Annotated in this window: 23 protein-coding genes; 6 read left to right on the top strand and 17 right to left on the bottom strand. The window is 71.8% G+C overall.

From position 1 onward, the window contains the following. Window positions 1–197 precede the first annotated feature (197 nt). From A37W_RS0109710 to A37W_RS0109700, 3 genes are read right to left on the bottom strand one after another with little or no spacing between them, the layout of a single operon-like run. Window positions 198–1,169 carry a threonine ammonia-lyase gene (locus tag A37W_RS0109710; protein ID WP_018302840.1) on the bottom strand — a complete coding sequence of 324 codons (972 nt, stop codon included), beginning with the start codon at window positions 1,167–1,169 and terminating at the stop codon, window positions 198–200. Further along, the gene (locus tag A37W_RS0109705) at window positions 1,166–1,996 is read right to left on the bottom strand and encodes an alpha/beta fold hydrolase (protein ID WP_018302839.1); all 831 of its coding nucleotides are present in this window, start codon (window positions 1,994–1,996) and stop codon (window positions 1,166–1,168) included. The genes A37W_RS0109710 and A37W_RS0109705 overlap by 4 nt, the downstream gene beginning before the upstream one ends. Then, complete coding sequence (locus tag A37W_RS0109700) at window positions 1,996–2,673, bottom strand: haloacid dehalogenase type II (RefSeq protein WP_018302838.1); 678 nt, start codon at window positions 2,671–2,673, stop codon at window positions 1,996–1,998. The genes A37W_RS0109705 and A37W_RS0109700 overlap by 1 nt, the downstream gene beginning before the upstream one ends. Window positions 2,674–2,835: 162 nt before the next feature. Here A37W_RS0109700 and A37W_RS0109695 point away from each other — a divergent pair, with 162 nt between their 5' ends. Beyond that, window positions 2,836–3,270, top strand: a complete 435-nt coding sequence (locus A37W_RS0109695; RefSeq protein ID WP_018302837.1) for an FKBP-type peptidyl-prolyl cis-trans isomerase — start codon at window positions 2,836–2,838, stop codon at window positions 3,268–3,270. Window positions 3,271–4,256: 986 nt separating this feature from the next. Here the strand turns inward: A37W_RS0109695 and A37W_RS0109685 are convergent. From A37W_RS0109685 to fabA, 5 genes are all read right to left on the bottom strand, one after another. After that, complete coding sequence (locus A37W_RS0109685) at window positions 4,257–5,012, bottom strand: enoyl-ACP reductase FabI (protein ID WP_373286028.1); 756 nt, start codon at window positions 5,010–5,012, stop codon at window positions 4,257–4,259. Between the two features lie 41 nt (window positions 5,013–5,053). Next, entirely contained in the window at window positions 5,054–6,280 is a 1,227-nt protein-coding gene (fabB, locus tag A37W_RS0109680; protein ID WP_018302834.1) for a beta-ketoacyl-ACP synthase I, read from the bottom strand. A 62-nt stretch (window positions 6,281–6,342) separates the two neighbouring features. Further along, on the bottom strand, window positions 6,343–7,302 hold the full coding sequence (locus A37W_RS0109675) for an NAD-dependent epimerase/dehydratase family protein (protein ID WP_018302833.1): 960 nt from the start codon (window positions 7,300–7,302) through the stop codon (window positions 6,343–6,345). Between the two features lie 55 nt (window positions 7,303–7,357). After that, a complete protein-coding gene (locus A37W_RS0109670; RefSeq protein WP_018302832.1) occupies window positions 7,358–8,029 on the bottom strand; it encodes a M50 family metallopeptidase in 672 nt (223 codons plus the stop codon). A 4-nt stretch (window positions 8,030–8,033) separates the two neighbouring features. Beyond that, window positions 8,034–8,543 (bottom strand): bifunctional 3-hydroxydecanoyl-ACP dehydratase/trans-2-decenoyl-ACP isomerase, encoded by a 510-nt coding sequence (fabA, locus tag A37W_RS0109665; protein ID WP_018302831.1) that lies wholly within the window; start codon window positions 8,541–8,543, stop codon window positions 8,034–8,036. A 145-nt stretch (window positions 8,544–8,688) separates the two neighbouring features. Here fabA and irr point away from each other — a divergent pair, with 145 nt between their 5' ends. Beyond that, the gene (gene irr / locus A37W_RS0109660) at window positions 8,689–9,120 is read left to right on the top strand and encodes a Fur family transcriptional regulator Irr (RefSeq protein ID WP_018302830.1); all 432 of its coding nucleotides are present in this window, start codon (window positions 8,689–8,691) and stop codon (window positions 9,118–9,120) included. A gap of 89 nt (window positions 9,121–9,209) precedes the next feature. On the opposite strand, the gene A37W_RS0109655 is transcribed toward irr, so the two are convergent. From A37W_RS0109655 to A37W_RS0109640, 4 genes are all read right to left on the bottom strand, one after another. Then, window positions 9,210–10,229, bottom strand: coding sequence for a nucleotidyltransferase family protein (locus tag A37W_RS0109655; protein ID WP_018302829.1), 1,020 nt, complete (start codon window positions 10,227–10,229; stop codon window positions 9,210–9,212). 149 nt (window positions 10,230–10,378) lie between these two features. Continuing rightward, the gene (gene rpsA, locus A37W_RS0109650) at window positions 10,379–12,061 is read right to left on the bottom strand and encodes a 30S ribosomal protein S1 (RefSeq protein ID WP_081617072.1); all 1,683 of its coding nucleotides are present in this window, start codon (window positions 12,059–12,061) and stop codon (window positions 10,379–10,381) included. Window positions 12,062–12,274: 213 nt separating this feature from the next. After that, window positions 12,275–12,928, bottom strand: a complete 654-nt coding sequence (locus A37W_RS0109645) for a chloramphenicol acetyltransferase (protein ID WP_018302827.1) — start codon at window positions 12,926–12,928, stop codon at window positions 12,275–12,277. A 37-nt stretch (window positions 12,929–12,965) separates the two neighbouring features. After that, on the bottom strand, window positions 12,966–13,349 hold the full coding sequence (locus A37W_RS0109640) for a VOC family protein (RefSeq protein WP_018302826.1): 384 nt from the start codon (window positions 13,347–13,349) through the stop codon (window positions 12,966–12,968). A gap of 76 nt (window positions 13,350–13,425) precedes the next feature. Here A37W_RS0109640 and A37W_RS0109635 point away from each other — a divergent pair, with 76 nt between their 5' ends. The 3 genes from A37W_RS0109635 to A37W_RS0109625 are packed head-to-tail and all read left to right on the top strand — an operon-like array spanning window position 13,426 to window position 15,226. Then, window positions 13,426–13,812 carry a DoxX family protein gene (locus A37W_RS0109635; protein WP_018302825.1) on the top strand — a complete coding sequence of 129 codons (387 nt, stop codon included), beginning with the start codon at window positions 13,426–13,428 and terminating at the stop codon, window positions 13,810–13,812. A gap of 60 nt (window positions 13,813–13,872) precedes the next feature. Further along, window positions 13,873–14,520: a histidine phosphatase family protein gene (locus A37W_RS0109630; RefSeq protein ID WP_018302824.1), complete on the top strand. Its 648-nt coding sequence runs from the start codon at window positions 13,873–13,875 to the stop codon at window positions 14,518–14,520. A gap of 7 nt (window positions 14,521–14,527) precedes the next feature. Next, the gene (locus A37W_RS0109625; RefSeq protein ID WP_018302823.1) at window positions 14,528–15,226 is read left to right on the top strand and encodes a ZIP family metal transporter; all 699 of its coding nucleotides are present in this window, start codon (window positions 14,528–14,530) and stop codon (window positions 15,224–15,226) included. Here the strand turns inward: A37W_RS0109625 and A37W_RS0109620 are convergent. The 5 genes from A37W_RS0109620 to A37W_RS0109600 form a co-directional block, all read right to left on the bottom strand. Continuing rightward, entirely contained in the window at window positions 15,223–15,831 is a 609-nt protein-coding gene (locus A37W_RS0109620) for a (d)CMP kinase (RefSeq protein ID WP_018302822.1), read from the bottom strand. The genes A37W_RS0109625 and A37W_RS0109620 overlap by 4 nt on opposite strands. Further along, a complete protein-coding gene (locus A37W_RS21420) occupies window positions 15,828–16,316 on the bottom strand; it encodes a hypothetical protein (protein ID WP_018302821.1) in 489 nt (162 codons plus the stop codon). The genes A37W_RS0109620 and A37W_RS21420 overlap by 4 nt, the downstream gene beginning before the upstream one ends. Further along, the gene (gene aroA, locus A37W_RS0109610) at window positions 16,316–17,674 is read right to left on the bottom strand and encodes a 3-phosphoshikimate 1-carboxyvinyltransferase (protein ID WP_018302820.1); all 1,359 of its coding nucleotides are present in this window, start codon (window positions 17,672–17,674) and stop codon (window positions 16,316–16,318) included. Before aroA ends, A37W_RS21420 begins: the two co-directional genes overlap by 1 nt. A 690-nt stretch (window positions 17,675–18,364) precedes the next feature. Then, the gene (gene trmB / locus A37W_RS0109605) at window positions 18,365–19,072 is read right to left on the bottom strand and encodes a tRNA (guanosine(46)-N7)-methyltransferase TrmB (RefSeq protein ID WP_018302819.1); all 708 of its coding nucleotides are present in this window, start codon (window positions 19,070–19,072) and stop codon (window positions 18,365–18,367) included. Between the two features lie 151 nt (window positions 19,073–19,223). Beyond that, window positions 19,224–20,210, bottom strand: a complete 987-nt coding sequence (locus A37W_RS0109600) for a 2-hydroxyacid dehydrogenase (protein WP_026198402.1) — start codon at window positions 20,208–20,210, stop codon at window positions 19,224–19,226. Between the two features lie 100 nt (window positions 20,211–20,310). Between A37W_RS0109600 and A37W_RS21415 the strand changes: the two genes are divergently transcribed. After that, window positions 20,311–20,994, top strand: a complete 684-nt coding sequence (locus tag A37W_RS21415; RefSeq protein WP_018302817.1) for an SH3 domain-containing protein — start codon at window positions 20,311–20,313, stop codon at window positions 20,992–20,994. Window positions 20,995–21,032 lie beyond the last annotated feature (38 nt).

Raw genomic sequence — 21,032 nt, 5'->3', positions numbered from 1 at the left:
ATCAGCGCGCGTGCTGCCCGCCCCGGCCCCGAGACGGGGCCCCGAGCGGATCGGGGTCCCGGGTCAGGCCCGGGACGCGTTGCGCTCGTCCGCGCAGCGCTGCTCAGCCATCGGCGCGCGTGTTGCCCGCCCCGGCCCCGAGCCGGGGCCCCGAGCGGATCGGGGCCCCGGGCCAGGCTCGGGACGGTGTCACACTGCTACTCCGCCGCCAGCGCCCGCGCCATCATCGCAGGGTCGGCGTTGCCGCCGGAGGCGACGACGATCACCGCCTCGCCGGCGATCTCGCCGCCGTGGAACAGGGCCGCCGCCAGCGACACCGCGCCGCCCGGCTCCAGCACCACGTGCAGGTGCCGCATGGCCAGCGCTATCGCGCGGAGCGCCTCGTCCTCGGTGACGGCGAGGCCGGGGCCGCAGAGGCGGGACATGATGGGAAACGTCAGCTCGCCCGGCGACGGCGTCACGATCGCGTCGCAGATCGAGGCGGACGGGTCCGCGCTGTTGGTCTCGCGCCGCCCCGACGCCAGTGAGCGGCGGACGTCGTCATAATTCGCCGGCTCCACCGGACGCACCCGCAGGCCCGGCGCCTCGGCCTCCAGCGCCAGCGCGACGCCCGAGGTGAGGCCGCCGCCGCCGCAGCAGACCAGCACCTCGCCCTCGGTGACACCCTCGGCCGACGCCTGCCGCGCGATCTCCAGCCCGCAGGTGCCCTGGCCGGCGATCACCTCGGGCTCGTCGTAGGGACGCACCAGCGTCATCCCCCGCTCGGCCACCAGCGCCTCGCCCAGCGCCTCGCGGCTCTCGCCCGCGCGGTCGTAGAACACGATCTCGGCGCCGTAGCGGCGGGTGCCCTCGACCTTGGCCTGCGGCGCGTCCTTCGGCATCACGATCACCGCCGGCGCGCCCATCGCCGCCGCGGCCCGCGCGACGCCCTGCGCGTGGTTGCCGGAGGAGTAGGCTAGGATGCCGCGGCGCCGCACCTCCTCGGGCAGGGCCGACACCGCGGCCCAGCCGCCGCGCGCCTTGAAGCTGCCGGTGTGCTGCAGGCACTCGGCCTTCACCAGCACCCGCCGCCCGGCGATCGCGTCGAGCGCGGGCGAGGACAGAAGCGGCGTCTCGCGGATGTGCCCGCGCCCCCGCTCGGCCGCGGCGCGGATCATCTGGATGTTCATTGCGGGACTCCCATAAGGCCGAGCCAGTCGTGCAGCGCCGCCAGCGACTCCGCTTCGTCGAGGAACGGGATATGCCCGCGCCCCGGCACCTCGGCAAAGATCATGTCCGGCCGCCGCCGGCGCATCTCGTCCGCCGTGGCGCGGGACAGGATGTCCGACGTCTCGCCGCGGATCAGGCAGAGCGGCAGGCCCGCCAGCGCGTCGAACAGCGGCCAGAGGTCCGCCGCCGGCGCCGCGCCGGAGGCCAGCACGGCGTCGCGCAGCTTCGGGTCGTAGCGGATGACGAGGCCGCCCTCGGCGGCGTCGTAGTGCCGTGCCACCTCCTCGCGCCAGCGCGCTTCGGGGACGCCGGAGAAGCCGGTCATCGCCTTGGCGCGAGCCTTCGCAGCTTCGTCGCGCGTCTTGGACACCGGGTTCCGGCCGAGATACGTCCTGATGAAGTCGAGCCCGGTCTCCTCGATTACCGGCCCGATGTCGTTCAGCGCCACGCCGGCCAGCCGGTCCTTCGCCGTCGCCGCCAGCGCCATCGAGATCAGCCCGCCCCGCGACGTGCCGAGCAGCGCCACCTTCTCCAGCCGCAGGTGGTCCAGCAGCGCCAGCACGTCCTGCGCCTCGTGCGGCACCGTGTAGGTCGCCGGGTCCGCCCGGTCCGACCGGCCGCGGCCGCGATAGTCCGGCCGGATCAGCCGCACGCCCGTCAGGTGCATTGCCACGAAATCGAAATCCGTCCCCTCCCGCGTCAGGCCGGGGAGGCAGACCAGCGGCAGCCCCTCGCCCTCGTCGGTATAGTGCAGGCGGACGCCGTCGGCGGCGCGGTAGTCCGGCATCAGACCAGCTCCGGCACGGTGGACAGGTCGCGCAGCTCGTGCGCCGGCTCGGCCCACAACCTCTCCCGCGGCAGGCCCGCCCGGTTCACCCAGGCAGTGGCGAAGCCGTACCCCGCCGCGGCCGCCGCGTCCCAGCCGTTGGACGAGACGAACAACACTTCCGACGGGGCGCAGCCGAATCGGGCGCACACGAGGGCGTAGACCGACCCGTGCGGCTTGAAGACGCCCACCTCCTCGACCGACAGGACGGCGTCCAGCAACTCGCCGATGCCCGCGGACGTCACCGCCCCCTCCAGCATCGCGGGCGAGCCGTTGGACAGGATCGCCGTGGTCAGCCCCCGGCCCTTCAGCGCCGCCAGCATGTCCGGCACCTCGGGATACGCCTCCAGCTCCCAGTAGAGCGCCAGCAGCCGCTCCCGCAGCACCGGCTCGGCCATCCGGTGCGCCGCCAGCGCCCAGTCGAGCGCGTCCTGCGTGACCTGCCAGAAGTCGCAGTGCCGCCCCGCCGTCGCCCGCAGCCACGAGTAGTCCAGCTGACGGTCCCGCCAGTCCCGCGCCAGCGCCTCCCAGCGGTCGCGCAACAGCTCTCCGCCGGGTTCGCCCGCGGCGGCGCGGGCGGCCGCGGTGACGTCGAACAGCGTCCCGTAGGCGTCGAAAATGACGGTCGTGATCGGCATGGCGGCTCCCTCCGCCCGCGACCCTCGCACCGGCGCGGGGGAAGGAAAAGGGCCGCTTCGGTTTGCATCCCGGGCCGGGCGCCCCTACCTTGGGGAAGAGCCACGGAGAACCCGCCTGCGGGCGGCCTCCCCAATCTGCCCGAAAATTCGAAAGGAGACGCCATGACCACCGTCAAGGAAGGCGACACCGTACGCATGCACTACACCGGCACCCTCGCCGACGGCAGCACCTTCGACAGCTCGCAGGGCCGCGACCCGCTCGAGTTCACCGTCGGCGCCGGCCAGATCATCCCCGGCCTCGACGCCGCGCTTCCCGGCATGGAGACGGGCCAGGAGAAGACGGTCGAGGTTCCCGCCGCCGACGCCTACGGCGACGTCGTCCCCGAGGCCAAGCAGACCGTGCCGCGCGACGCGATCCCGGCCGACATCCCGGTCGAGGTCGGCACCCGCCTGCAGATGCAGACCCAGACCGGCCAGACGATGCCGGTGACCGTCACCGCGCTGGACGAGAGCCAGGTGGAGCTGGACGCGAACCACCCGCTTGCCGGTCAGGATCTGACCTTCAAGATCGAGGTTGTCGAGGTGAAGGCGGCCTGAGGCCGCCTCCCGCACGAGATCGCGGGCGGGGCGCCTGTGCGCCCCCTCGCAGACCCATCCCTTCGCCCGCGCCGCCACCTCGGCCTGTGCGGCAAAGGTCCGCCGGAACGCCGGCCGCGCCTCGCCCCGTGAGACGTAGGCGGCGGGCGTCGGGAACGGCGCCAGCAGGTCCGAAGCCTGCAGCCGCCGCAGCACGCCCAGCATCGGCAACCGCTGCTCCCCGGCGGCGTCGGAGTCGAAGAAGACGGCGTCCTCCGCTCAACGACCGGCAGCTCCACCGCCGAGACGACGGCGAACATCCACGTGACCGCCCGCGCCCGCGCCCGCGCGTCCGGCTCGTCCGGCAGGAGGCCGGGGCATGTCCCGCGCCTGTCCGTGGCCGCCGTCCGTCGACGCGGCGACGGGGCGAGGGCCGTTAGGGTGATGGTCATCGATCGGCGTCATCATGGAGGCGCAAAAAAGAATCGACTGTCTGCAACTCTGCCCGTCGGCACCACGTAGCTCCAGGTGTCCGGGCGCATGGTGGTCGTCCGGCGCCCCCGCCCCGGGGGTGCCCGTGCCGGCCCACCCAACATGCGTCTCCCGGGGCGGTCGGCTCAGCCGTCCGACCTTCGGGGGTAACGGGTAACGAGTGACCCTGTTCGCCTCCGCCCTCCCGAGAGGGCGGAGGCATCTCCTCCCGGCTCCCCAGCCACCCTTCAGGACTGGTTAACCATCCCACGTCTAGCCTCGCCCCGCCGCGACCCTTCGCGGCGAGAGGAGGTGAGGCAACTGGAAGAGCACACCTTCCGGAAGTGGATGGTCGTGCTGGCGGCGCTCAGCCTGCTGGTCGCGATCATCCGGCTCTGGATCGGCTAGCCCGAAACGGAGTGGCCCCGCAGAGTCACCGCTCTGCGGGGCCTTTTTCCGAAGGTGAGGCACCTGGAAGACTTCCGTATGCCCAAGATGATGGGCATCCGTTGACAAAAAGTAAAGCCGGCCGCCCCTCAGCCGAGATTCTCGCTCTGCGGCATGCCGAGGACGTGGAAGCCGCCGTCCACGATGATGATCTCGCCCGACGTGCAGCTGCCCGCCTCGCTGGCGAGGTACACCGCCGTCCCGCCGATGGCGTCCAAAGTGGGGTTGCGGCGCAGCGGCGCATTCGCCTCGGTGTGCTTGAAGGTCCGCCGCGCGCCGCCGATGGCCGCCCCGGCGAGCGTCTTCATGGGCCCGGGCGAGATCGCGTTCACCCGCACGCCCTGCGGGCCGAGGTCGTTGGCGAGGTAGCGCACCGACGCCTCCAGCGCCGCCTTGGCGACGCCCATGACGTTGTAGAACGGGGTCACGCGGTTCGACCCCTGGTAGGTCAGCGTGATCATCGACCCGCCGTCCGGCATCAGCTCCGCCGCGCGGCGCGCGACGTCGATGAACGAGTAGCACGAGATCGTCAGCGAGTTCTTGAAGTTGTCGCGGCTGGTATTGATGAACCGCCCCGTCAGCTCGGCCTTGTCCGAGAAGGCGATGGCGTGGACGAGGAAGTCGATCGATCCCCACCGCTCCTTCAGCGTCGCGAAGCAGCGCTCGAGGCTGTCGTCGCTCAGCACGTCGGCATCCACGAGGAAGTCCGACCCGACGGACGCCGCCAGCGGACGCACCCGCCGCTCGAGCGACTCGCCCTGGTACGAGAACGCCAGCTCCGCCCCCGCGCCCGCCATCGCGCGGGCGATGCCCCAGGCGATGGAGTGGTCGTTGGCGACGCCCATGATCAGGCCGCGTTTGCCCTGCAGATCGATCCCCACGACACTCACTCCCTGAACCTGGACAGGAGCATCGAGCCGTTCGTGCCCCCGAAACCGAACGAGTTGGTCATCACCGTGTCGAGACCGGCATCCTCGACGGTCGTCGTCGCGATCTCTCCCTCGCGCAGCGCCGGATCCAGCGTCTCGACGTTGATCGAGGGCGCGATGAAGTCGTCCCGCAGCATCAGCAGGCAGTAGATCGCCTCCTGCGCGCCGGTCGCGCCCTGGCTGTGGCCCGTCATCGACTTGGTGGAGCTGATCGGCGCATGGGTCTCGCCGAACACCCGCCGCACCGCCTCCACCTCGCTGACGTCGCCGACCGGGGTCGAGGTGCCGTGGGCGTTGATGTAGCTGACCGACCGCCCCTGCGGCAGCGTCTGCAGCGCTAGACGCATGGCCCGCTCGCCGCCCTCGCCCGAGGGCGCCACCATGTCCGCGCCGTCCGAGGTCGCGGCGAAACCCGTCACCTCGGCGTAGATCGTGGCGCCGCGGGCCTTTGCATGCTCCAGCTCTTCCAGCACGACGATGCCGCCGCCGCCGGCGATGACGAAGCCGTCGCGGTCCTTGTCGAAGGCGCGGCTCGCCCGCTCGGGCGTGTCGTTGAACTTCGAGGACATCGCGCCCATCGCGTCGAACAGGCAGGACAACGTCCAGTCCAGCTCTTCCGCGCCGCCGGCGAACATGACGTCCTGCTTGCCCATCATGATCTGCTCCGCCGCGACGCCGATGCAGTGCAGCGAGGTCGAGCAGGCCGAGGTGATCGAATAGTTGATTCCCTTGATCCGGAACGCGGTCGAAAGGTTCGCGCTGATCGTCGAGGACATCGCCTTGGGCACGGCGAAGGGGCCGATCCGCTTGGGGCTCCCGCTCTTCAGCACCGTCTGGTGCGCGGCGAAGATCGCGGATGTGGACGGCCCTCCCGAGCCGGCGATGAGGCCGGTGCGCGGGTTCACCACGTCCGCCTCCTCGAGCCCCGCGTCCGCGATCGCCTGCGTCATCGCGATATGGGCGTAGGCGGCGCCCGGCCCCATGAAGCGCAGGGCGCGCTTGTCGACATGCTCGCTCACGTCGATCTTGAGCGTGCCCGCGATACGGCTGCGGAAGCCGTGCTCTTCCATCTCGGGCACCGCCTCGATGCCTGACCGGCCGGCCTTCAGGCTGGCGGCGACCTCCTCGGCGGAGTTTCCGATGGGCGAGACGATTCCGAGCCCGGTGACGACGACACGACGCATGGGGGTCCTCCCTTCAGGGGCGCAGCCTGTCTAAGGCCGCGGGGCGGGGCGGGGCAAGGCGATCAGGCCGGCGCGGAGACTTTTCCCGCGTCGACGAGCGCCCGCACCGCCTCTTCCACCGCGGACAGGCTGGAATGGCGCGGCACGTAGCCGATGCGCTCGCGCCCCTTCGCGACCGAGTGGCAGGGGCTGCGGGCGATGTGCTCCCACGTGGCGGTCGCGTCCCCGTCGGACCAGCCGGCCTTCCAGTCGTCGAACGGCCGGAAGGCCAACCGGGGCTCGTGACCGAAGAAGCGGTACATCGCCTCGGCGTAGCCGCGCAGGTTCAGCGCCTGCGGCGAGACGGCGTTGAACGCCTCGCCGAGGGCGGCGGAACGGTTGGACATGGCGCAGAGGATCACCTGCGCCACGTCCTCGGCATGGACATGGTGCACCGTCTCCAGCCCGAAGTTCGGCAGCGTCAGCTCCTCGCCGCGGGCGATCCGGGCGAAGACCTCGGTGTTGAAGTTGGCCGCCGGGTTCAGCGGCGCCCAGCCGGGGCCGACGATGTGGCCGGGGCGGAAGACCGGCGCGGGGAAGCCGGTGCGCCGCGCGTCGGGCAGCAGCCACGCCTCGATCTCGGCCTTGTCCGTCCCGTACTCGCCGAACGGGTTCATCGGGTCGTCCTCGGTCGCGGGCTGGGCCGCGTTGTGGCCGTAGACCCAGATCGTCGAGCAGTGGAGGAAGTGCTGTACCCTGCCCCGCAGCGCCTCGACTAGCGGGCGGGTCTGCGACAGGCGGAAGGCGATCATGTCGATCACCACGTCGGGGGACAGCGCGGCGATGCGGTCCGCGAAGTCCGCGTCGGACATCGCGTCGCGGTCCAGCGTCACCGTCTCCACTCTCTCCCATGCCGGGTGGGGACGGTAGGGCGCGGCGCGGCCGCGGCTGACGTTGACCACCTCGTGGCCGCGCGCGACGAGCGCGGGCACCAGGTAGGTGCCGACGTGTCCGCTGCCGCCGATGACGACGATCCGTGCCATGGCTGTCCTCCTCTTCGCCCCTGTCTAGGCGCGGGCGCCGGCGGGGCGCAACCGCTCAGCCCCGGCCGCGGCCGAGGCCGGCCCGCAGGGTCAACGCGATGACGACGAGGCTGACCGCCAGCCAGAGCGCGCCCCAGACCACGGTAGCGCCCCCGATTTCGGTGGCCAGCAGGCGGGCGTCCGAGATCTCGCCCGACCGGCGGAGCGTATCGTCGAAGATGTCGAGCGGCACGTAGATCAGGCTGGTCAGGCCGATGAGCCGCAGGATCAGGTCGGCCGCCGCCACGGGAAGGAACCGCGCGGCCGCGAGCATGGCCAGCGCCGCCGCCGCGCAAAGCGCGAAGCCGATCATGTCCCGCACTGCCCACAGCGCGACCCCGCCGAGGAGAACGCCCAGCCCCGCCAGCACCGCCCTGTCCGACCGGCCCCGGTGAGCGGCGAGGAAGATCGCAGCGCCGATGAGAAGCGAGCCGAGGTAGCCCGCCGACAGGATGAGAAATCGGCTGCCGCCCGCCGTGATCGCGTGCCCGCCCTGGCGGAGGTCGACCGTCAGGCGCACCACCTCGCCCCCGGTGAGGGTCGCCGCGGCGGCGTGGGCGATCTCGTGAAAGAGGACCGTCAGGATCTTGAGCGGCACCACGACCGGCGTGGACCACAGCAGGACGACGAGCGCCGTCAGCGCGAGGAGAAGGGCGTTGTCGCGCAGGAACCGGCCGGCCCGGCGCACCCCGTCAGCTCTCGCTGAGGGCGACCTTCATGTCCTTGACCTGATAGATCACCTCGCCGTCCGCCTCGACCCGGCCGTCGGCGACGCCCATCGTCAGGCGACGCGTCTGCACGGCCTTGGTGAAGTCGACGAAGTACCGGATCATCTTGCGGTCCGGGCGCACCATCCCGGTCAGCTTCACCTCGCCCACGCCGAGGGCGTAGCCCCGCCCCTGCCAGCCGCGCCAGCCGAGGTTGAAGCCGGTGAGCTGCCACAGCCCGTCGAGGCCGAGGCAGCCGGGCATGATCGGGTTGCCGGGGAAGTGGCAGGCGAAGAACCACAGCTCGGGGTGGATGTCGAACTCGGCCACGACGTGGCCCTTGCCGTGTTCGCCGCCATCTTCGGAGATGTCGGTGATCCGGTCCATCATCAGCATCGGCGGCTCGGGCAGCTGCGCGTTGCCGGGGCCGAACAGTTCGCCCCGCGCGCATTTCAGCAGGTCGTCCTTGTCGAAGCTGCGCGGAAAGTCGGCCATGTCGGTCCTTCCGTGAGGGTCTCGTGTGGCGGGTCGCGCCCCTCTATCACCGGCGGCGCGCGCGGGGCAAGGCCGCAGCGGCGGCACCTGGCCGGGCGAGAAAGCCGTTGAATCCGGTGGGTCAGGGGCCATATTGTCCGCAGCGATGAGCGAGATCTCCGTAACCTCCGACCGGTGCGACCGGGGCCGCGACTGGCTCGCGGCGGCCGACCTGCGCCCGACGCGGCAGCGGGTGGCGCTGGCCGCACTGCTGGTCGGCGACGGCCGCGACCGCCACGTGACGGCCGAGAGCCTGTTCGAGGCGGCGGAGCGGGCGGGCGACCCGGTGTCGCTCGCCACGGTCTACAACACGTTGCGCGCCTTCTGCGACGCGGGGCTCATGCGCGAGATCACGGTCGACGGGTCGAAGAGCTACTTCGACACGAACGCGACGAACCACCCCCACTTCTTCTGGGAGGACAGCGGCACGCTCACCGACGCGCCCCTGTCCGAGCTGGAGATCCGCCGTCTGCCCCGCCCGCCCGAAGGGGCCGAGGTGACCGCGGTCGATGTGGTGATCCGGCTGCGGCGGGGCTAGCCCCCGCGCTAAGGCCGCTCGCGGACGACGGCCGACCGCCTGACGGTCGACGAACGCACAGGGGCCGTCGCGTCTCGCCGGCCTGCACCTCACCCCGCCACCGCCTCCAGCCGCGCCCGCGTTTCCGGCATCCGCGCCAGCGTCCGGTCGATCCGCTCGCGCCACCGCGGCCCCCGCCCCCGCGCATCCTCCCACGCCTCCGCCAGCTCGTCCGGCCGCTCCTCCGCCAGCACCTCCACCAGCAGAGCCGCCTGCGCGCGGTCCTTGCGGGCCTTGACGCTGTCGGTGCCGTCGCGCCGGCGATCCGCCACGATCAACTTGTGGATCGCAAACCGTTCCGGCCGCGGGATCTGGACGAGGATACCAGAGCGATACAACGCCGCCGCCGCGATCGGCTCCGCGATCAGGTAGTTGAGGTAGTTGAGCGCCTGAGCGCTGACGCCGAGGGCCGGCAGCTCCTTCAGCCCCTCGTCACCGAAGGCCGGCGTGAGGAACTCGACCAGCGTTCCGGACCGGCTCTGCTTCCATCGCCAGACGCGTCCCGCGTCGAGGGTCGGGACCGGCGCGAAGTCGAGGTCGGTCAGCAGCGTGTCCGTGGCCTCTTCCACCCGGTCGCCCAGTGCGACCGACAGCCGCTCGAAGCTCGCGATGTCGAGGTCGTCGGTCTGCGCAATCCGGTCCTGGCCGATCCGCACGCCGAGCTCGTTTTCGTAGAGGCCGAAGGCCACCGTTCCGACCAGCGTTCCACCCAGACGGAAGACACCCGCCTTCTCGAACGCGGACAGGAGCGAGCCGGTCCCGCGGTCGACGCTCCGGTAGCCTTCGGCGCGCAGCAAGCGGATCAGGCGGGACCGGGCCGATTGCCGCGCCCCTGCGTCATCCTTGAGAGCGTCCGCGCGTGCGAGGCGGGCGCGGAGATCCTCCGTCGCCTCGCCGAGATAGCGGCTGCGCATCTGGGTGCCGACACGATACTTGTCGTAGAGATACACGCGTCCGTTGCGGACCCGCTCCTCCACCGTGCCGCGCACCTCGGCCGCCCGCTCGTCCAGCAGGAGACGCAGGAGGTCGACGTAGGCTGAGGTGCCGACGTGGCTGTGAAAGTCGATCATGTGCAGCGCGATATCATTTTGCTGCACACTGGCCTAGACGAAGATGTGCATCATTAAGAAAAAATGCTGCACACGCGCCGGACATGAAAAACCCCGCCGCCCGTCTCCGGGCGGCGGGGCTGGACGGTCCCGCAGGGGACCGCCCCGGATCAGTCGTCGTTGCCGCGCAGGGCCGCGCCGAGGATGTCGCCCAGCGACGCGCCGGAGTCGGACGAGCCGTACTGTTCGACCGCTTCCTTCTCTTCGGCGATCTCGCGGGCCTTGATCGACAGGCCCAGCTTGCGGGTCTTGCTGTCCACGTTGGTCACGCGGACGTCGACCTTGTCCCCCGGCTGGAAGCGCTCGGGGCGCTGCTCGGAGCGGTCACGGCTGAGGTCGGAGCGGCGGATGAAGGACTTCATGCCCTCGTACTCCACCTCGATCCCGCCATCCTCGATCTTGGTCACGTTCACCGTGATGATCGAGCCGCGCTTCACGCCACCGATCGCCTCGGCGAAGGGGTCGCCGTCGAGCGTCTTGATGGAGAGCGAGATGCGCTCCTTCTCGATGTCAGTCTCGAGGACCTTCGCCTTGACGATGTCGCCCTTGCGGTAGTCCTGGATCGCGTCCTCGCCCCGCTGGTCCCAGCTGAGGTCGGAGAGGTGCACCATGCCGTCGATGTCGCCGGACAGGCCGATGAACAGACCGAACTCGGTGATGTTCTTGACCTCGCCCTCGACGACCGTGCCCTCGGGGTGGGACTCGGCGAAGACCTCCCACGGGTTGCGCATGGTCTGCTTCAGACCCAGCGACACCCGGCGCTTGGCCTGGTCGATCTCGAGCACCATCACCTCGACCTCCTGGGAGGTGGAGACGATCTTGCCGGGGTGGACGTTCTTCTTGGTCCAGCTCATCTCGGACACGTGGACGAGGCCCTCGACCCCCGGCTCCAGCTCCACGAAGGCGCCGTAGTCGGTGATGTTGGTGACCCGGCCGGTGTGCACCGACTCGATCGGGAACTTGGCTTCGACCGAATCCCACGGATCGTCCTGCAGCTGCTTCATGCCGAGGCTGATGCGGTGGGTCTCCTTGTTGATCTTGATGACCTGGACCTTGATGGTCTCGCCGATCGACAGGATCTCGGAGGGGTGGTTGACCCGGCGCCACGCCATGTCGGTGACGTGCAGCAGGCCGTCGACGCCGCCGAGGTCGACGAAGGCGCCGTACTCGGTGATGTTCTTGACCACGCCGTCGACCGTCTGGCCCTCGGTGAGGTTGGCGATGACCTCGGCACGCTGCTCGGCCCGGCTCTCTTCCAGGATCGCCCGGCGGGAGACGACGATGTTGCCCCGGCGGCGGTCCATCTTGAGGATCTGGAACGGCTGCTTGAGGCCCATCAGCGGGCCGGCGTCGCGCACGGGGCGCACGTCGACCTGGGAGCCGGGCAGGAACGCCACGGCGCCGCCGAGATCGACGGTGAAGCCGCCCTTGACGCGGCCGAAGATCGCGCCCTCGACCCGCTGCTCGTCGGCATACGCCTTCTCGAGCCGGTCCCAGGCCTCTTCACGGCGCGCCATCTCGCGCGAGATGACGGCCTCGCCACGGGCGTTCTCGGCGGAGCGGAGGTAGACCTCCACCTCGTCGCCGACGCCGAGGTCGGGCGTCTCGCCGGGATTCGCGAATTCCTTGAGATCGACGCGGCCTTCCATCTTGTAGCCGACGTCGATGATGGCCTGTCCCGCCTCGATGGCGATGACCTTGCCCTTGACGACACTGCCCTCGGTCGGGGTGTCGATGTCGAAGCTGTCGTTGAGGAGGGCTTCGAATTCCTCCATGGAAGCGTTTTGCGCCATGTGGCTATGGGGTTCCTTTTGTCTCAGCTATTCGGGCCGGGCGGTTGTCTCCGCCGGTCTTTCGTCGGATTGCGGTCAGGGCCTCCCCGGAAAACGAAAAGGGCCGGCATTCGTCCCGACCCTGCTTGCCTCGTCGTCCGCGGCGTTGTCGCCTTGTCCTGACGCGCGCATATACGCACCCGCCCCCGGCTTGGCAAGTCGTGGGGGCCGCGGTCAGACGGCGAGCGGCGGCGCGGGGATGCCGTCGAGCGCGGACTGCACGGCGTCGAAGAACCGGCCGGCGTCGCGGCCGTCGACGAGGGCGTGGTGTACCTCGAGCGCCATCGCCATCGTCAGCCGCCCGCCGCCGGCCGTGATCCTGCCCCAGGCGATGCGCGGGATGCAGTCGTCCGGCCCCGGCAGCGCGTTGGTGACCGAGGTGAAATCGATCCACGGCAGGCACGAGGCATAGGCGACGTCGTCCCGGGCGGCGCCGTCGTTGGCGCCGAGGGCGGTCGCCTTCTCGGCCTCGGCGATCCGGGATGCGGCCTCCGCGTCGAAGGTGCCGAAGTCCGGATCGAAGGGGACGTAGCCGTAGCCGAAGGTGCCGTCCGGGCGCGGCACCGACATCGACAGGTCGATCCGGTCGTGGCGCACCACCCGGTCGCCGCGGAAGCGGGTGCGCAGGGCGGGCGTCGCGGCGATCCCCGCCCCCACGGCGAAGAGCGTGGCGCGATAGAGCGAGACGCCGCGCAGGCGCCGTGCCTCGCGGAATCGCGTGACCTCGACGCGCGAGGTGACGGAGAAGTGCGGCCGCTCGTACGAGCGGAACAGGCGGAAGTGCTCCGCCCGGTCCCAGGTCGCCAGATCGATCTCGGTCTCCGTCATGCGCCCGTTGTCACGCCTGGGGACGCGGGACGCAACCTCACCGTGCGAGTTCCCAGACATGGCCGGACGGGTCCTGCACGCTGGCGGTCCGGATGCTCCAGGGCCGGTCCATCGGCCCGTTGAGCAGGGCGATCCCCTGCCCCTCCAGCCGCGCGCAGGCCGCGTCCACGTCCTCGACGCCGATCGTGTAGACGGCGCGGACGCCCGGCGCCGCCATCGGCGCGGGGTCGATCAGTTCGGGTACGGCCTGCACGTGCAGCAGGTTGATCATGGTCTCGCCGATCCGGAAGACGCAGGAACTGTCGTCCTCGAAGATCGGGGCCTGGCCGAGGAAGCGGCGGTAGAAGTCGACCGTCGCCGGCAGGTCCTCGCAGAACAGGGTCGTCGCCGTCGGGGTGCCGGCCCAGGTCTCGTCGCTCATGTGGAGAAATCCTCTTGTCACAGGCGTCGGATAAAGGTTGATATCAATAGATCTGTCAACCACCGTGGAGCTCCCCATGTCCGACCGCCCCCTCATCCTCACCGGCTGGATCCTGTCCGCGCTGTTCGCGCTGTTCCTGATCGGCGCCTCGGCGGTGCCCAAGCTGGCGCTGGACGTCGGCGCGCAGACGATGGCGGACCTCGGCTGGCCCGAGGCGCCGACGGTCTGGATCGGAGTGCTGGAGCTGGTGCTGGCGGTTCTGTTCCTGATCCCGCGCACCGGCCTCCTCGCCGCGACGCTGACGATGGCGCTGCTCGGCGGGGCGATCATCACGCAGATGCGGGCGGGCAGCCCGCTCTACTCGCACACGCTGTTCAGCGTGTATCTGGGCATCTGGATGTGGGCGGGCCTCTGGCTGCGCGATCCGGCGATCAGAGCCGTCTGGCCGATCCGCCGCGCCTGAGCCGCGGTTGCCCCCCGGTGCGCCGCGTGCGACCACCGGCCGGACAGGCAGGAGGGGCGCATGGGCGAGATCGTGATGGTGCGGCACGGGCAGGCCAACACCGGCGCCGCGACCGAGGAGGAGTACGACCGCCTCTCGCCCCTCGGCCACCGGCAGGCCGGCTGGCTGGGCGAATGGCTGCGCGCCAACGAGGCGCCGTTCGACGCGGTTCTGTCGGGCACCATGCGCCGCCACCGCGAGACGGCCGAGGCGATGCGATTTCCGCCGCAGCAGGCGGACGAACGCCTGAACGAGCTGGACTACTTCGCCCTCGCCCGCGACCTGCAGGTGCACCGGCAGGTGCCGCCGCCCGGCACGCCGGAGGATTTCGCCGACCACGTGCCCCAGACCTTCGCCGCCTGGCACGCGGCCGAGATCGCGGGGGCCGAGCCCTTCGCCTCGTTCGAGGCGCGGGTGCGCGACGTGCTGGACGAGGCGGCGACGCCGGGGCGGCGGGTCCTGTGCGTCACCTCGGGCGGGGTGATCGCGATGGCGATGCGGCTGGCGCTGGGACTGGACCCCGAACGGCTCGCGCACGTTCTGCTGCCGATCCACAACTCGTCCCTGCACCGGTTCCGGGTGCGCGAAGGCGGGACGTACCTGTCCGCCTTCAACGCGATCCCGCACCTCGACCCGCCCGACCGGGCATCCGCCAGAACCTTCCTGTGAGGCCCGCATGACGATCTTTCTCGTCATCGCCGTCACCACCGCCGCGCTTCTCGCAGGGGCCGCGTGGGGGGCGCTGGCGGGGATGGGCAAGCGTGTCGAAGGGTTCCTCGTGGCGCTGGCGGGCGGCGCGCTCATCGCCTCCTTGATGAGCGAGCTGATCGAGCCCGCGGCCGACGTGATCGCGGTGCCGATAGTGGGCCTGTGGGTGCTCGTGGGGGCGGTGGGGTTCACCGGCCTCGACTGGGGGCTGGAAAAATTGACGTCGGGCGGCGGCGGCATCGGCCTCGCCCTCGCCGTGACGTTCGACGGCATCCCCGAGAACCTCGCCCTCGGCACCGCGCTGATCGGCGCCGGGCCGCTGGAGGTCGCGGCGCTCGCGGGGTCGATCTTCCTGTCGAACCTGCCCGAGGCAGCGGGCGCCGGCCGCGACATGGTGCAGGACGGCTGGAAGAAGGGCCGGGTGATGGCGCTGTGGGGCGGCGTCGCGGCGATCCTCGTCGCGGCGGCGCTGGCCGGAAACCTGCTGCTGCGGGGCGCGCCCGACGACACGCTGTCGGCGATCCGCTGCGTGGCGGCGGGCGCCGTCGTCGCCTCTCTCGCGACCGAGGTGTTTCCGGGCGCCTTCCGCGAGGACAGCTACTGGACCGGCGTCGCGGTTGCGATCGGCCTGGTGCTGTCGCTGCTGCTGAGCGCGCTCGGCGGCTAGCGCAGCTTGGCCTCGACCGCCGCGATAGCCTGCGCCACCGCCTGCTCGACATCGAGCGTGGTCGTGTCGAGGACGAGGGCGTCGTTGGCCGCGACGAGGGGCGCGTCGTTGCGACCGGTATCGCGGGCGTCGCGGGCCTTCACGTCCTCCAGGACCGTCTCGAAGCCGATGTCGTGCCCCGCGGCCACCAGCTCGGCCAGCCGCCGCTCGGCTCGGCACTCGGCGCTGGCGGTGACGAAGAGCTTCACCTCGGCGCCGGGGCAGATCACCGTGCCGATGTCGCGCCCGTCGAGGACGGCGCCGCCCTCGGCCCTGGCGAAGTCGCGCTGGAAGTCGACGAGGGCGGCGCGCACCTGCGGCACCGCCGCCACCCGGCTGGCCGCCTGCGCGACCTCCGGCGTGCGCAGGCCGGGACCTGACAGGTCCTCGGGCGTCAGCGCCCGCGCCGCCGCCTCGGGCTCGGCCCCCGCCAGCACCTTGGCGCCGACGGCGCGGTACAGCAGCCCGGTGTCGAGATGGGCGAAGCCGAACCGCTGCGCCACGCGCCGGCCGATCGTGCCCTTGCCCGCGGCGGCGGGGCCGTCGATGGCCACGGTGAACCTCATCGCCGCGGCCCCCGCAGGCGGGCGAGCAGGTAGAACAGGCAGGCCAGCAGCAGCGCCGCATACTTCGCCATGGTCAGCGTGCTGGCGCCGGTGACGGTCAGCGGGTCCGGCGGCACCGACCCGTCGATCAGCCGAAGGATCGCCGCGTTCTCGGCCAGGTCCGCCGCACCGTAGGCGAGGGCCGCGAGGACTCCCAGCCAGCCCAGCTTGCCGCGCTGGCCGAGGCAGAGCAGCGCCAGGAACACCGTCAGCGCGACCGGCAGCACGGTGTCCCACAGGGCCATCGTGGTCCGGATCGCCTCGCGCCCCGCGTCATTCAGCGCGGTCAGGTAGGCCGTCGCCTCGGGCACGGTGTAGCCGGTGACGCGCAGGTCGAACGGCCACTGGCCGCCGGCGGCGGGCATCAGGATCGTGACCATCGTGAACACGAGGATCGTGCAGGCGATGAGGACGGCGAGGCCGGCGAGGGAGACGAGGACGCGCATCACGCCTCCGCCATCTCGCGGCCGATCGCGGCGCCGAGGCCGGTCATCAGAGGCTCGAACACCGGGAACGAGGTGGCGATGGGGCCGCCGTCGTCGACCCGCATCGGCCGCTGCGTGGCGAGGCCCATGACCAGGAACGACATCGCGATCCGGTGGTCGAGGCGGCTGGCGACTGCGGCCCCGCCCCGGACGCCGCCCATACCGCGACCGTGGACGATCCACCAGTCCGGCCCTTCCTCCACCTCGACGCCCGCCGCACGCAGCCCGGCGGCCATCGCGTCGATCCGGTCGCTCTCCTTCACGCGCAGCTCCTTGACGCCGCGCATCACGGTCGGCCCGGTCGCGAAGGCCGCGACGACCGAGAGGACGGGATACTCGTCGATCATGCTGGCGGCCCGCTCGGGCGGCACCTCCACGCCGGTCATCGCCGGCGAGAAGCGGGCGCGCAGGTCGGCGACGGGCTCGCCGCCCTCCTCGCGTTCGTTCTCGAAGGTCAGGTCGGCGCCCATCTCGCGCAGCGTGGCGTAGAGGCCGGCGCGGGTGGGGTTGAGCCCGATGTTGGGGACGAGGACGTCCGAGCCCTCGGCGATCAGCGCGGCGCAGACCGGGAACGCGGCGGAGGACGGGTCGCGCGGCACGACGATGGTCTGCGGCCGCAGCTCGGGCTGGCCTTTCAGCGTGATGACGCGGCCCTCGGGGCCGGCCTCGGAGGTCACCGTCGCGCCAAAGCCGGCGAGCATCCGCTCGGTATGGTCGCGCGTCGGCTCGGGCTCGATCACCACGGTCTCGCCCGGGGCGTTCAGGCCGGCGAGGAGGATCGCCGACTTCACCTGAGCGGACGGCACCGGAAGCGTGTAGCGCACCGGCACCGGGTCGGCCGCGCCGACCAGCGTCATCGGCAGGCGACCGCCGGTCCGGCCGACGGCGCGGGTGCCGAACAGCGACAGCGGATCGGTCACGCGGCCCATCGGGCGGCTGCACAGGGACGCGTCGCCGGTGAAGGTCGCGGCGATGGGCGAGGTCGCCATCGCGCCCATGATGAGCCGGACGCCGGTGCCGGAATTGCCGCAGTCGATGACCTTGTCCGGCTCGCCGAAGCCGCCGGTGCCGACGCCGTGGATCGACCAGGTGCCGTCCCCCTCACGCGTGACGTCCGCGCCGAAGGCGCGCATCGCCGCGGCGGTGTCGAGGACGTCCTGCCCTTCCAGGAGGCCGGTGACGCGGGTCTCGCCCACCGCAAGCGCGCCGAGGATCAGCGAGCGGTGCGAGATCGACTTGTCGCCGGGGACGTGCGCCTCGCCCGTCAGCGGGGCGCCCCGCTGCGAGATCATCGGGATCGGCTCGCCGTGGCCTGACATGGGTCTCTCCCTCGCCCGTTCGCGGGGTGTCTATCGGAGCCGGCGGCGGGCGTCCATCGGCGGGGCGGGCGGGCATGCCGAGCAACCGGCGGGATATCGCACCGCGACGCAAGGGCAGCGTCTGGCCGCGGTCAGAGGCTCCTACGCTGCGGTGGCGGCGATACATCCCGCCACCCTCGCCAGACCGCGATCGTCTCGCAGGTGGCGCGGAAGCGTCTGGCCGGGGGGCGGCGGGACGCTGCCCGGGCCGCTGGCGCGGCTGTTTCCGGGCCGGGTGCCGCAGGTCTACACGCGAAGGCTGGAACGTCGGGCTGGACCTGGTTCCTGATCCGGCCAGCCTTGCAGTTCGCAACCCGGCGGGGCGAGGCCCCGGCTCGAGGCCGGGGCGGGAGCCACAAGGACCACCCGTCCCGGGCCTGACCCGGCGGGAGCCACAAGGACCACCCGTCCCGAGCCTGACCCGGCGGGAGCCACAAGGACCACCGTCCCGGGCCTGACCCGGCGGGAGCCACAAGGACCACCCGTCCCGGGCCTGACCCGGCGGGAGCCACAAGGACCACCCGTCCCGGGCCTGACCCGGCGGGAGCCACGAGGACCACCCGTCCCGGGCCTGACCCGGGACCCCAACCGACAGGGCGCCCGTCCCGCGCAAGGCCCGGGTCAGACCCGAGCCGATCAGGTCCCCGCCCCTTACACCCTCCGGAACGTCAGGTAGTGCGGCGCCCGTCCCTCGCGCAGCGCCTTCTGCTCGTAGCGGGTGGAGGGCCAGTCGTTCCAGGCCCGGTCGGTCGGATGATCCTCGCGCACGAAGCCGGCGGCGGGGACCTCCTTCAGCGTCTGGCGGACGTAGTCCGGGATGTCGGTCGCCACGCGGAACTCCGCGCCCGGCGCCAGCACCCGGTGCAGCGCGGACAGGTAGCCGGGCGTGACGAAGCGGCGCTTGTGGTGGCGCTGCTTGGGCCAAGGGTCGGGGTAGTTGAGGAACGCCTTCGCGGCGCTCCCCTCCGGCAGAACGTCGAAGAGGTCGCGCACGTCGCCAGGATGGATGGCGAGGTTCTGCACCCCCGCCTCTCGGATCTGCCGCAGCAGCATGGCGACGCCGTTCACGAACGGCTCGGCGCCGAGGATCGCGACCTGCGGATGGCGCGCCGCCATCGCGACGAGGTGCTCGCCGCCGCCGAAGCCGATCTCGACCCAGATCTCCCGCGCGCCGGGGAACCGGGCGGCGAGGTCGAGCGGCCGCCGGTCCGGGTTCTCCTCCCAGCCGACCGGCCCGGGCGACAGCGGCGCGAGGTCTTCGTCCAGCATCTCGCGCTGGCGCGGCCGCAGCGTCTTGCCGTGGACGCGGCCGTGAAAGTTGCGCCAGGGCGCGCCGGATTTGTGGCGGTCGGATCTCATGGCCGGGCGCTGTAGCCAAGGCGGCCGGAGGCTGCAACCGCGGGCAGGCGTGTGCGGGGGTGGTGGGTTTCACCCACCCTCCGGGGCGCGGGGACGCAGGGTCGATGGCAGGATCAGGCCGACGATGACGGCGCGGGAGGTTTCACCCACCCTACATCATGCCGGGCACCACGAGGTCGGGCGGCCGGTGGCCGTCCTCGAAGGTCTTGATGTTGATGATCACCTTCTCGCCCATCTCGACCCGCCCCTCCACGGTGGCCGAGCCCATGTGCGGCAGCAGCACGACGTTGGACAGCTTGCGCAGGCGCGGATTGATGTGCGAGCCGTGCTCGTAGACGTCGAGTCCCGCGCCCGCGATCTCGCCGGCGCGCAGCATCCGGGTGAGCGCGTTCTCGTCGATCACCTCACCGCGCGAGGTGTTCACGATCACCGCCGACGGCTTCATCAACTTCAGCCGGCGGGCGTTCATCAGGTGGAACGTCGACGGCGTGTGCGGGCAGTTGATCGACAGCACGTCCACCCGGGCGACCATCTGGTCGAGGCTCTCCCAGTAGGTCGCCTCCAGCCCCTCCTCGATCTCGGGGCGCAGGCGTTTGCGGTTGTGGTAGTGCACCTGCATCCCGAAGGCGCGGGCCCGCCGCGCCACGGCCTGGCCGATCCGGCCCATGCCGAGGATGCCGAGACGCCGGCCGGCGATCCGGCCGCCCAGCATCGCGGTCGGCGCCCAGCCCGGCCAGTCGCCGGCCTGCATGACGGCGAGTCCTTCGGGAATCCGCCGGGTGACGCCGAGGATCAGCGCCATCGTCATGTCGGCCGTGTCCTCGGTCACCACGCCCGGCGTGTTCGAGACGAGGATGCCGCGCTGGCGGGCGGTGGCGACGTCGATGTGGTCGACCCCGGCGCCGTAGTTCGCGATCAGCTTCAGCCGCTCGCCGGCCTGCGCGAGGAGGGCGGCGTCGATCCGGTCCACCAGCGTCGGCACCACCACGTCGGCGTCCTGCAGCGCCTCGGCCAGCGCCTCGCGGGTCATCGGCACGTCGTCCGGGCTGAGGCGGGCGTCGAACAGTTCGCGCATCCGCGTCTCCACCGCCTCGGGCAACCGTCGCGTGACGACAACAGTCAGTCGCTTCCCCGGCATCTGGCGCGGCCCTTCGCTTGTGCTTTCCCCGTCCCGAGGCGCAAGTTGCCCCCAAAAGGCGCCGGGGCACAAGCATCCCGGCCCATCGGGCGAGCGGGACATGACACGGACGGGCGGCAGGACGGGACTGGCGGTCGCGGCGGCGCTGGCGCTGGGCGTTGCCGGCGCGGCGGCGGCAGAGCAGATGCGGCCGCGGCCGAGGCCGGTGGACCTGACGGCGGAGACGCTGGCCGCCGACGCCGCGATGGCGACCGCGGCGGAGGCCGGCACGGTCGACGCCGACGCCCGCCCCGAGGCGCGGCCCGTGGCGCTGCGGCCCGAGGACGTGATGCCGGTCGCCGCGCCCGCCGCGCCGACCATCGGGCCCGAGACGAACCTGCCCCTCCCCCGCTACGTCTCGCTGAAGGTCGAGGAAGGCAACGTCCGCCGCGGCCCGTCGCTGTCGCACCGGATCGACTGGGTCTTCGTCCGCCGCGACATGCCGCTGCAGATCGTCGCCGAGTACGGCCACTGGCGCCGCGTGGTCGACCGCGAGGGGCTGGGCGGCTGGGTCCATTACGCGCTGCTGTCCGGGGTCCGGACGGTGATCGTGGACGAGGACCTGCTGCCCCTGCGGGTGCGCCCCGATCCCGACGCGGCCGAGGTGGCGCGGCTGGAGGCCGGAGTGATCGCACGGCTCGGCGAGTGCGAGATCGACTGGTGCTGGCTCAGCGCCGGCGGCTTCCGCGGCTGGGCGCCGAAGAGCGCGCTCTGGGGCGTCGATCCGGACGAAACGCGCGAGTAGGCGGCCCCTCCGTCGCGCGGGGCCTGACCAGGCCGCCG

Source organism: Wenxinia marina DSM 24838 (assembly GCF_000379485.1).
Taxonomy (GTDB): Bacteria; Pseudomonadota; Alphaproteobacteria; order Rhodobacterales; family Rhodobacteraceae; genus Wenxinia; species Wenxinia marina.
The sequence above is the reverse complement of the archived record's forward strand: the minus strand, read 5'-3'. Positions and strand labels throughout refer to the sequence as shown.

Excerpts from the sequence above, each read along its gene's own strand:
- A37W_RS0109710 (WP_018302840.1), bottom strand. The coding sequence starts at position 1,169 with ATGAACATCCAGATGATCCGCGCCGCGGCCGAGCGGGGGCGCGGGCAC.
- A37W_RS0109705 (WP_018302839.1), bottom strand. The coding sequence starts at position 1,996 with ATGCCGGACTACCGCGCCGCCGACGGCGTCCGCCTGCACTATACCGAC.
- A37W_RS0109700 (WP_018302838.1), bottom strand. The coding sequence starts at position 2,673 with ATGCCGATCACGACCGTCATTTTCGACGCCTACGGGACGCTGTTCGAC.
- A37W_RS0109695 (WP_018302837.1), top strand. The coding sequence starts at position 2,836 with ATGACCACCGTCAAGGAAGGCGACACCGTACGCATGCACTACACCGGC.
- A37W_RS0109685 (WP_373286028.1), bottom strand. The coding sequence starts at position 5,012 with ATGGGCGTCGCCAACGACCACTCCATCGCCTGGGGCATCGCCCGCGCG.
- fabB (WP_018302834.1), bottom strand. The coding sequence starts at position 6,280 with ATGCGTCGTGTCGTCGTCACCGGGCTCGGAATCGTCTCGCCCATCGGA.
- A37W_RS0109675 (WP_018302833.1), bottom strand. The coding sequence starts at position 7,302 with ATGGCACGGATCGTCGTCATCGGCGGCAGCGGACACGTCGGCACCTAC.
- fabA (WP_018302831.1), bottom strand. The coding sequence starts at position 8,543 with ATGGCCGACTTTCCGCGCAGCTTCGACAAGGACGACCTGCTGAAATGC.
- irr (WP_018302830.1), top strand. The coding sequence starts at position 8,689 with ATGAGCGAGATCTCCGTAACCTCCGACCGGTGCGACCGGGGCCGCGAC.
- A37W_RS0109655 (WP_018302829.1), bottom strand. The coding sequence starts at position 10,229 with ATGATCGACTTTCACAGCCACGTCGGCACCTCAGCCTACGTCGACCTC.
- rpsA (WP_081617072.1), bottom strand. The coding sequence starts at position 12,061 with ATGGCGCAAAACGCTTCCATGGAGGAATTCGAAGCCCTCCTCAACGAC.
- A37W_RS0109645 (WP_018302827.1), bottom strand. The coding sequence starts at position 12,928 with ATGACGGAGACCGAGATCGATCTGGCGACCTGGGACCGGGCGGAGCAC.
- A37W_RS0109640 (WP_018302826.1), bottom strand. The coding sequence starts at position 13,349 with ATGAGCGACGAGACCTGGGCCGGCACCCCGACGGCGACGACCCTGTTC.
- A37W_RS0109635 (WP_018302825.1), top strand. The coding sequence starts at position 13,426 with ATGTCCGACCGCCCCCTCATCCTCACCGGCTGGATCCTGTCCGCGCTG.
- A37W_RS0109630 (WP_018302824.1), top strand. The coding sequence starts at position 13,873 with ATGGGCGAGATCGTGATGGTGCGGCACGGGCAGGCCAACACCGGCGCC.
- A37W_RS0109625 (WP_018302823.1), top strand. The coding sequence starts at position 14,528 with ATGACGATCTTTCTCGTCATCGCCGTCACCACCGCCGCGCTTCTCGCA.
- A37W_RS0109620 (WP_018302822.1), bottom strand. The coding sequence starts at position 15,831 with ATGAGGTTCACCGTGGCCATCGACGGCCCCGCCGCCGCGGGCAAGGGC.
- A37W_RS21420 (WP_018302821.1), bottom strand. The coding sequence starts at position 16,316 with ATGCGCGTCCTCGTCTCCCTCGCCGGCCTCGCCGTCCTCATCGCCTGC.
- aroA (WP_018302820.1), bottom strand. The coding sequence starts at position 17,674 with ATGTCAGGCCACGGCGAGCCGATCCCGATGATCTCGCAGCGGGGCGCC.
- trmB (WP_018302819.1), bottom strand. The coding sequence starts at position 19,072 with ATGAGATCCGACCGCCACAAATCCGGCGCGCCCTGGCGCAACTTTCAC.
- A37W_RS0109600 (WP_026198402.1), bottom strand. The coding sequence starts at position 20,210 with ATGCCGGGGAAGCGACTGACTGTTGTCGTCACGCGACGGTTGCCCGAG.
- A37W_RS21415 (WP_018302817.1), top strand. The coding sequence starts at position 20,311 with ATGACACGGACGGGCGGCAGGACGGGACTGGCGGTCGCGGCGGCGCTG.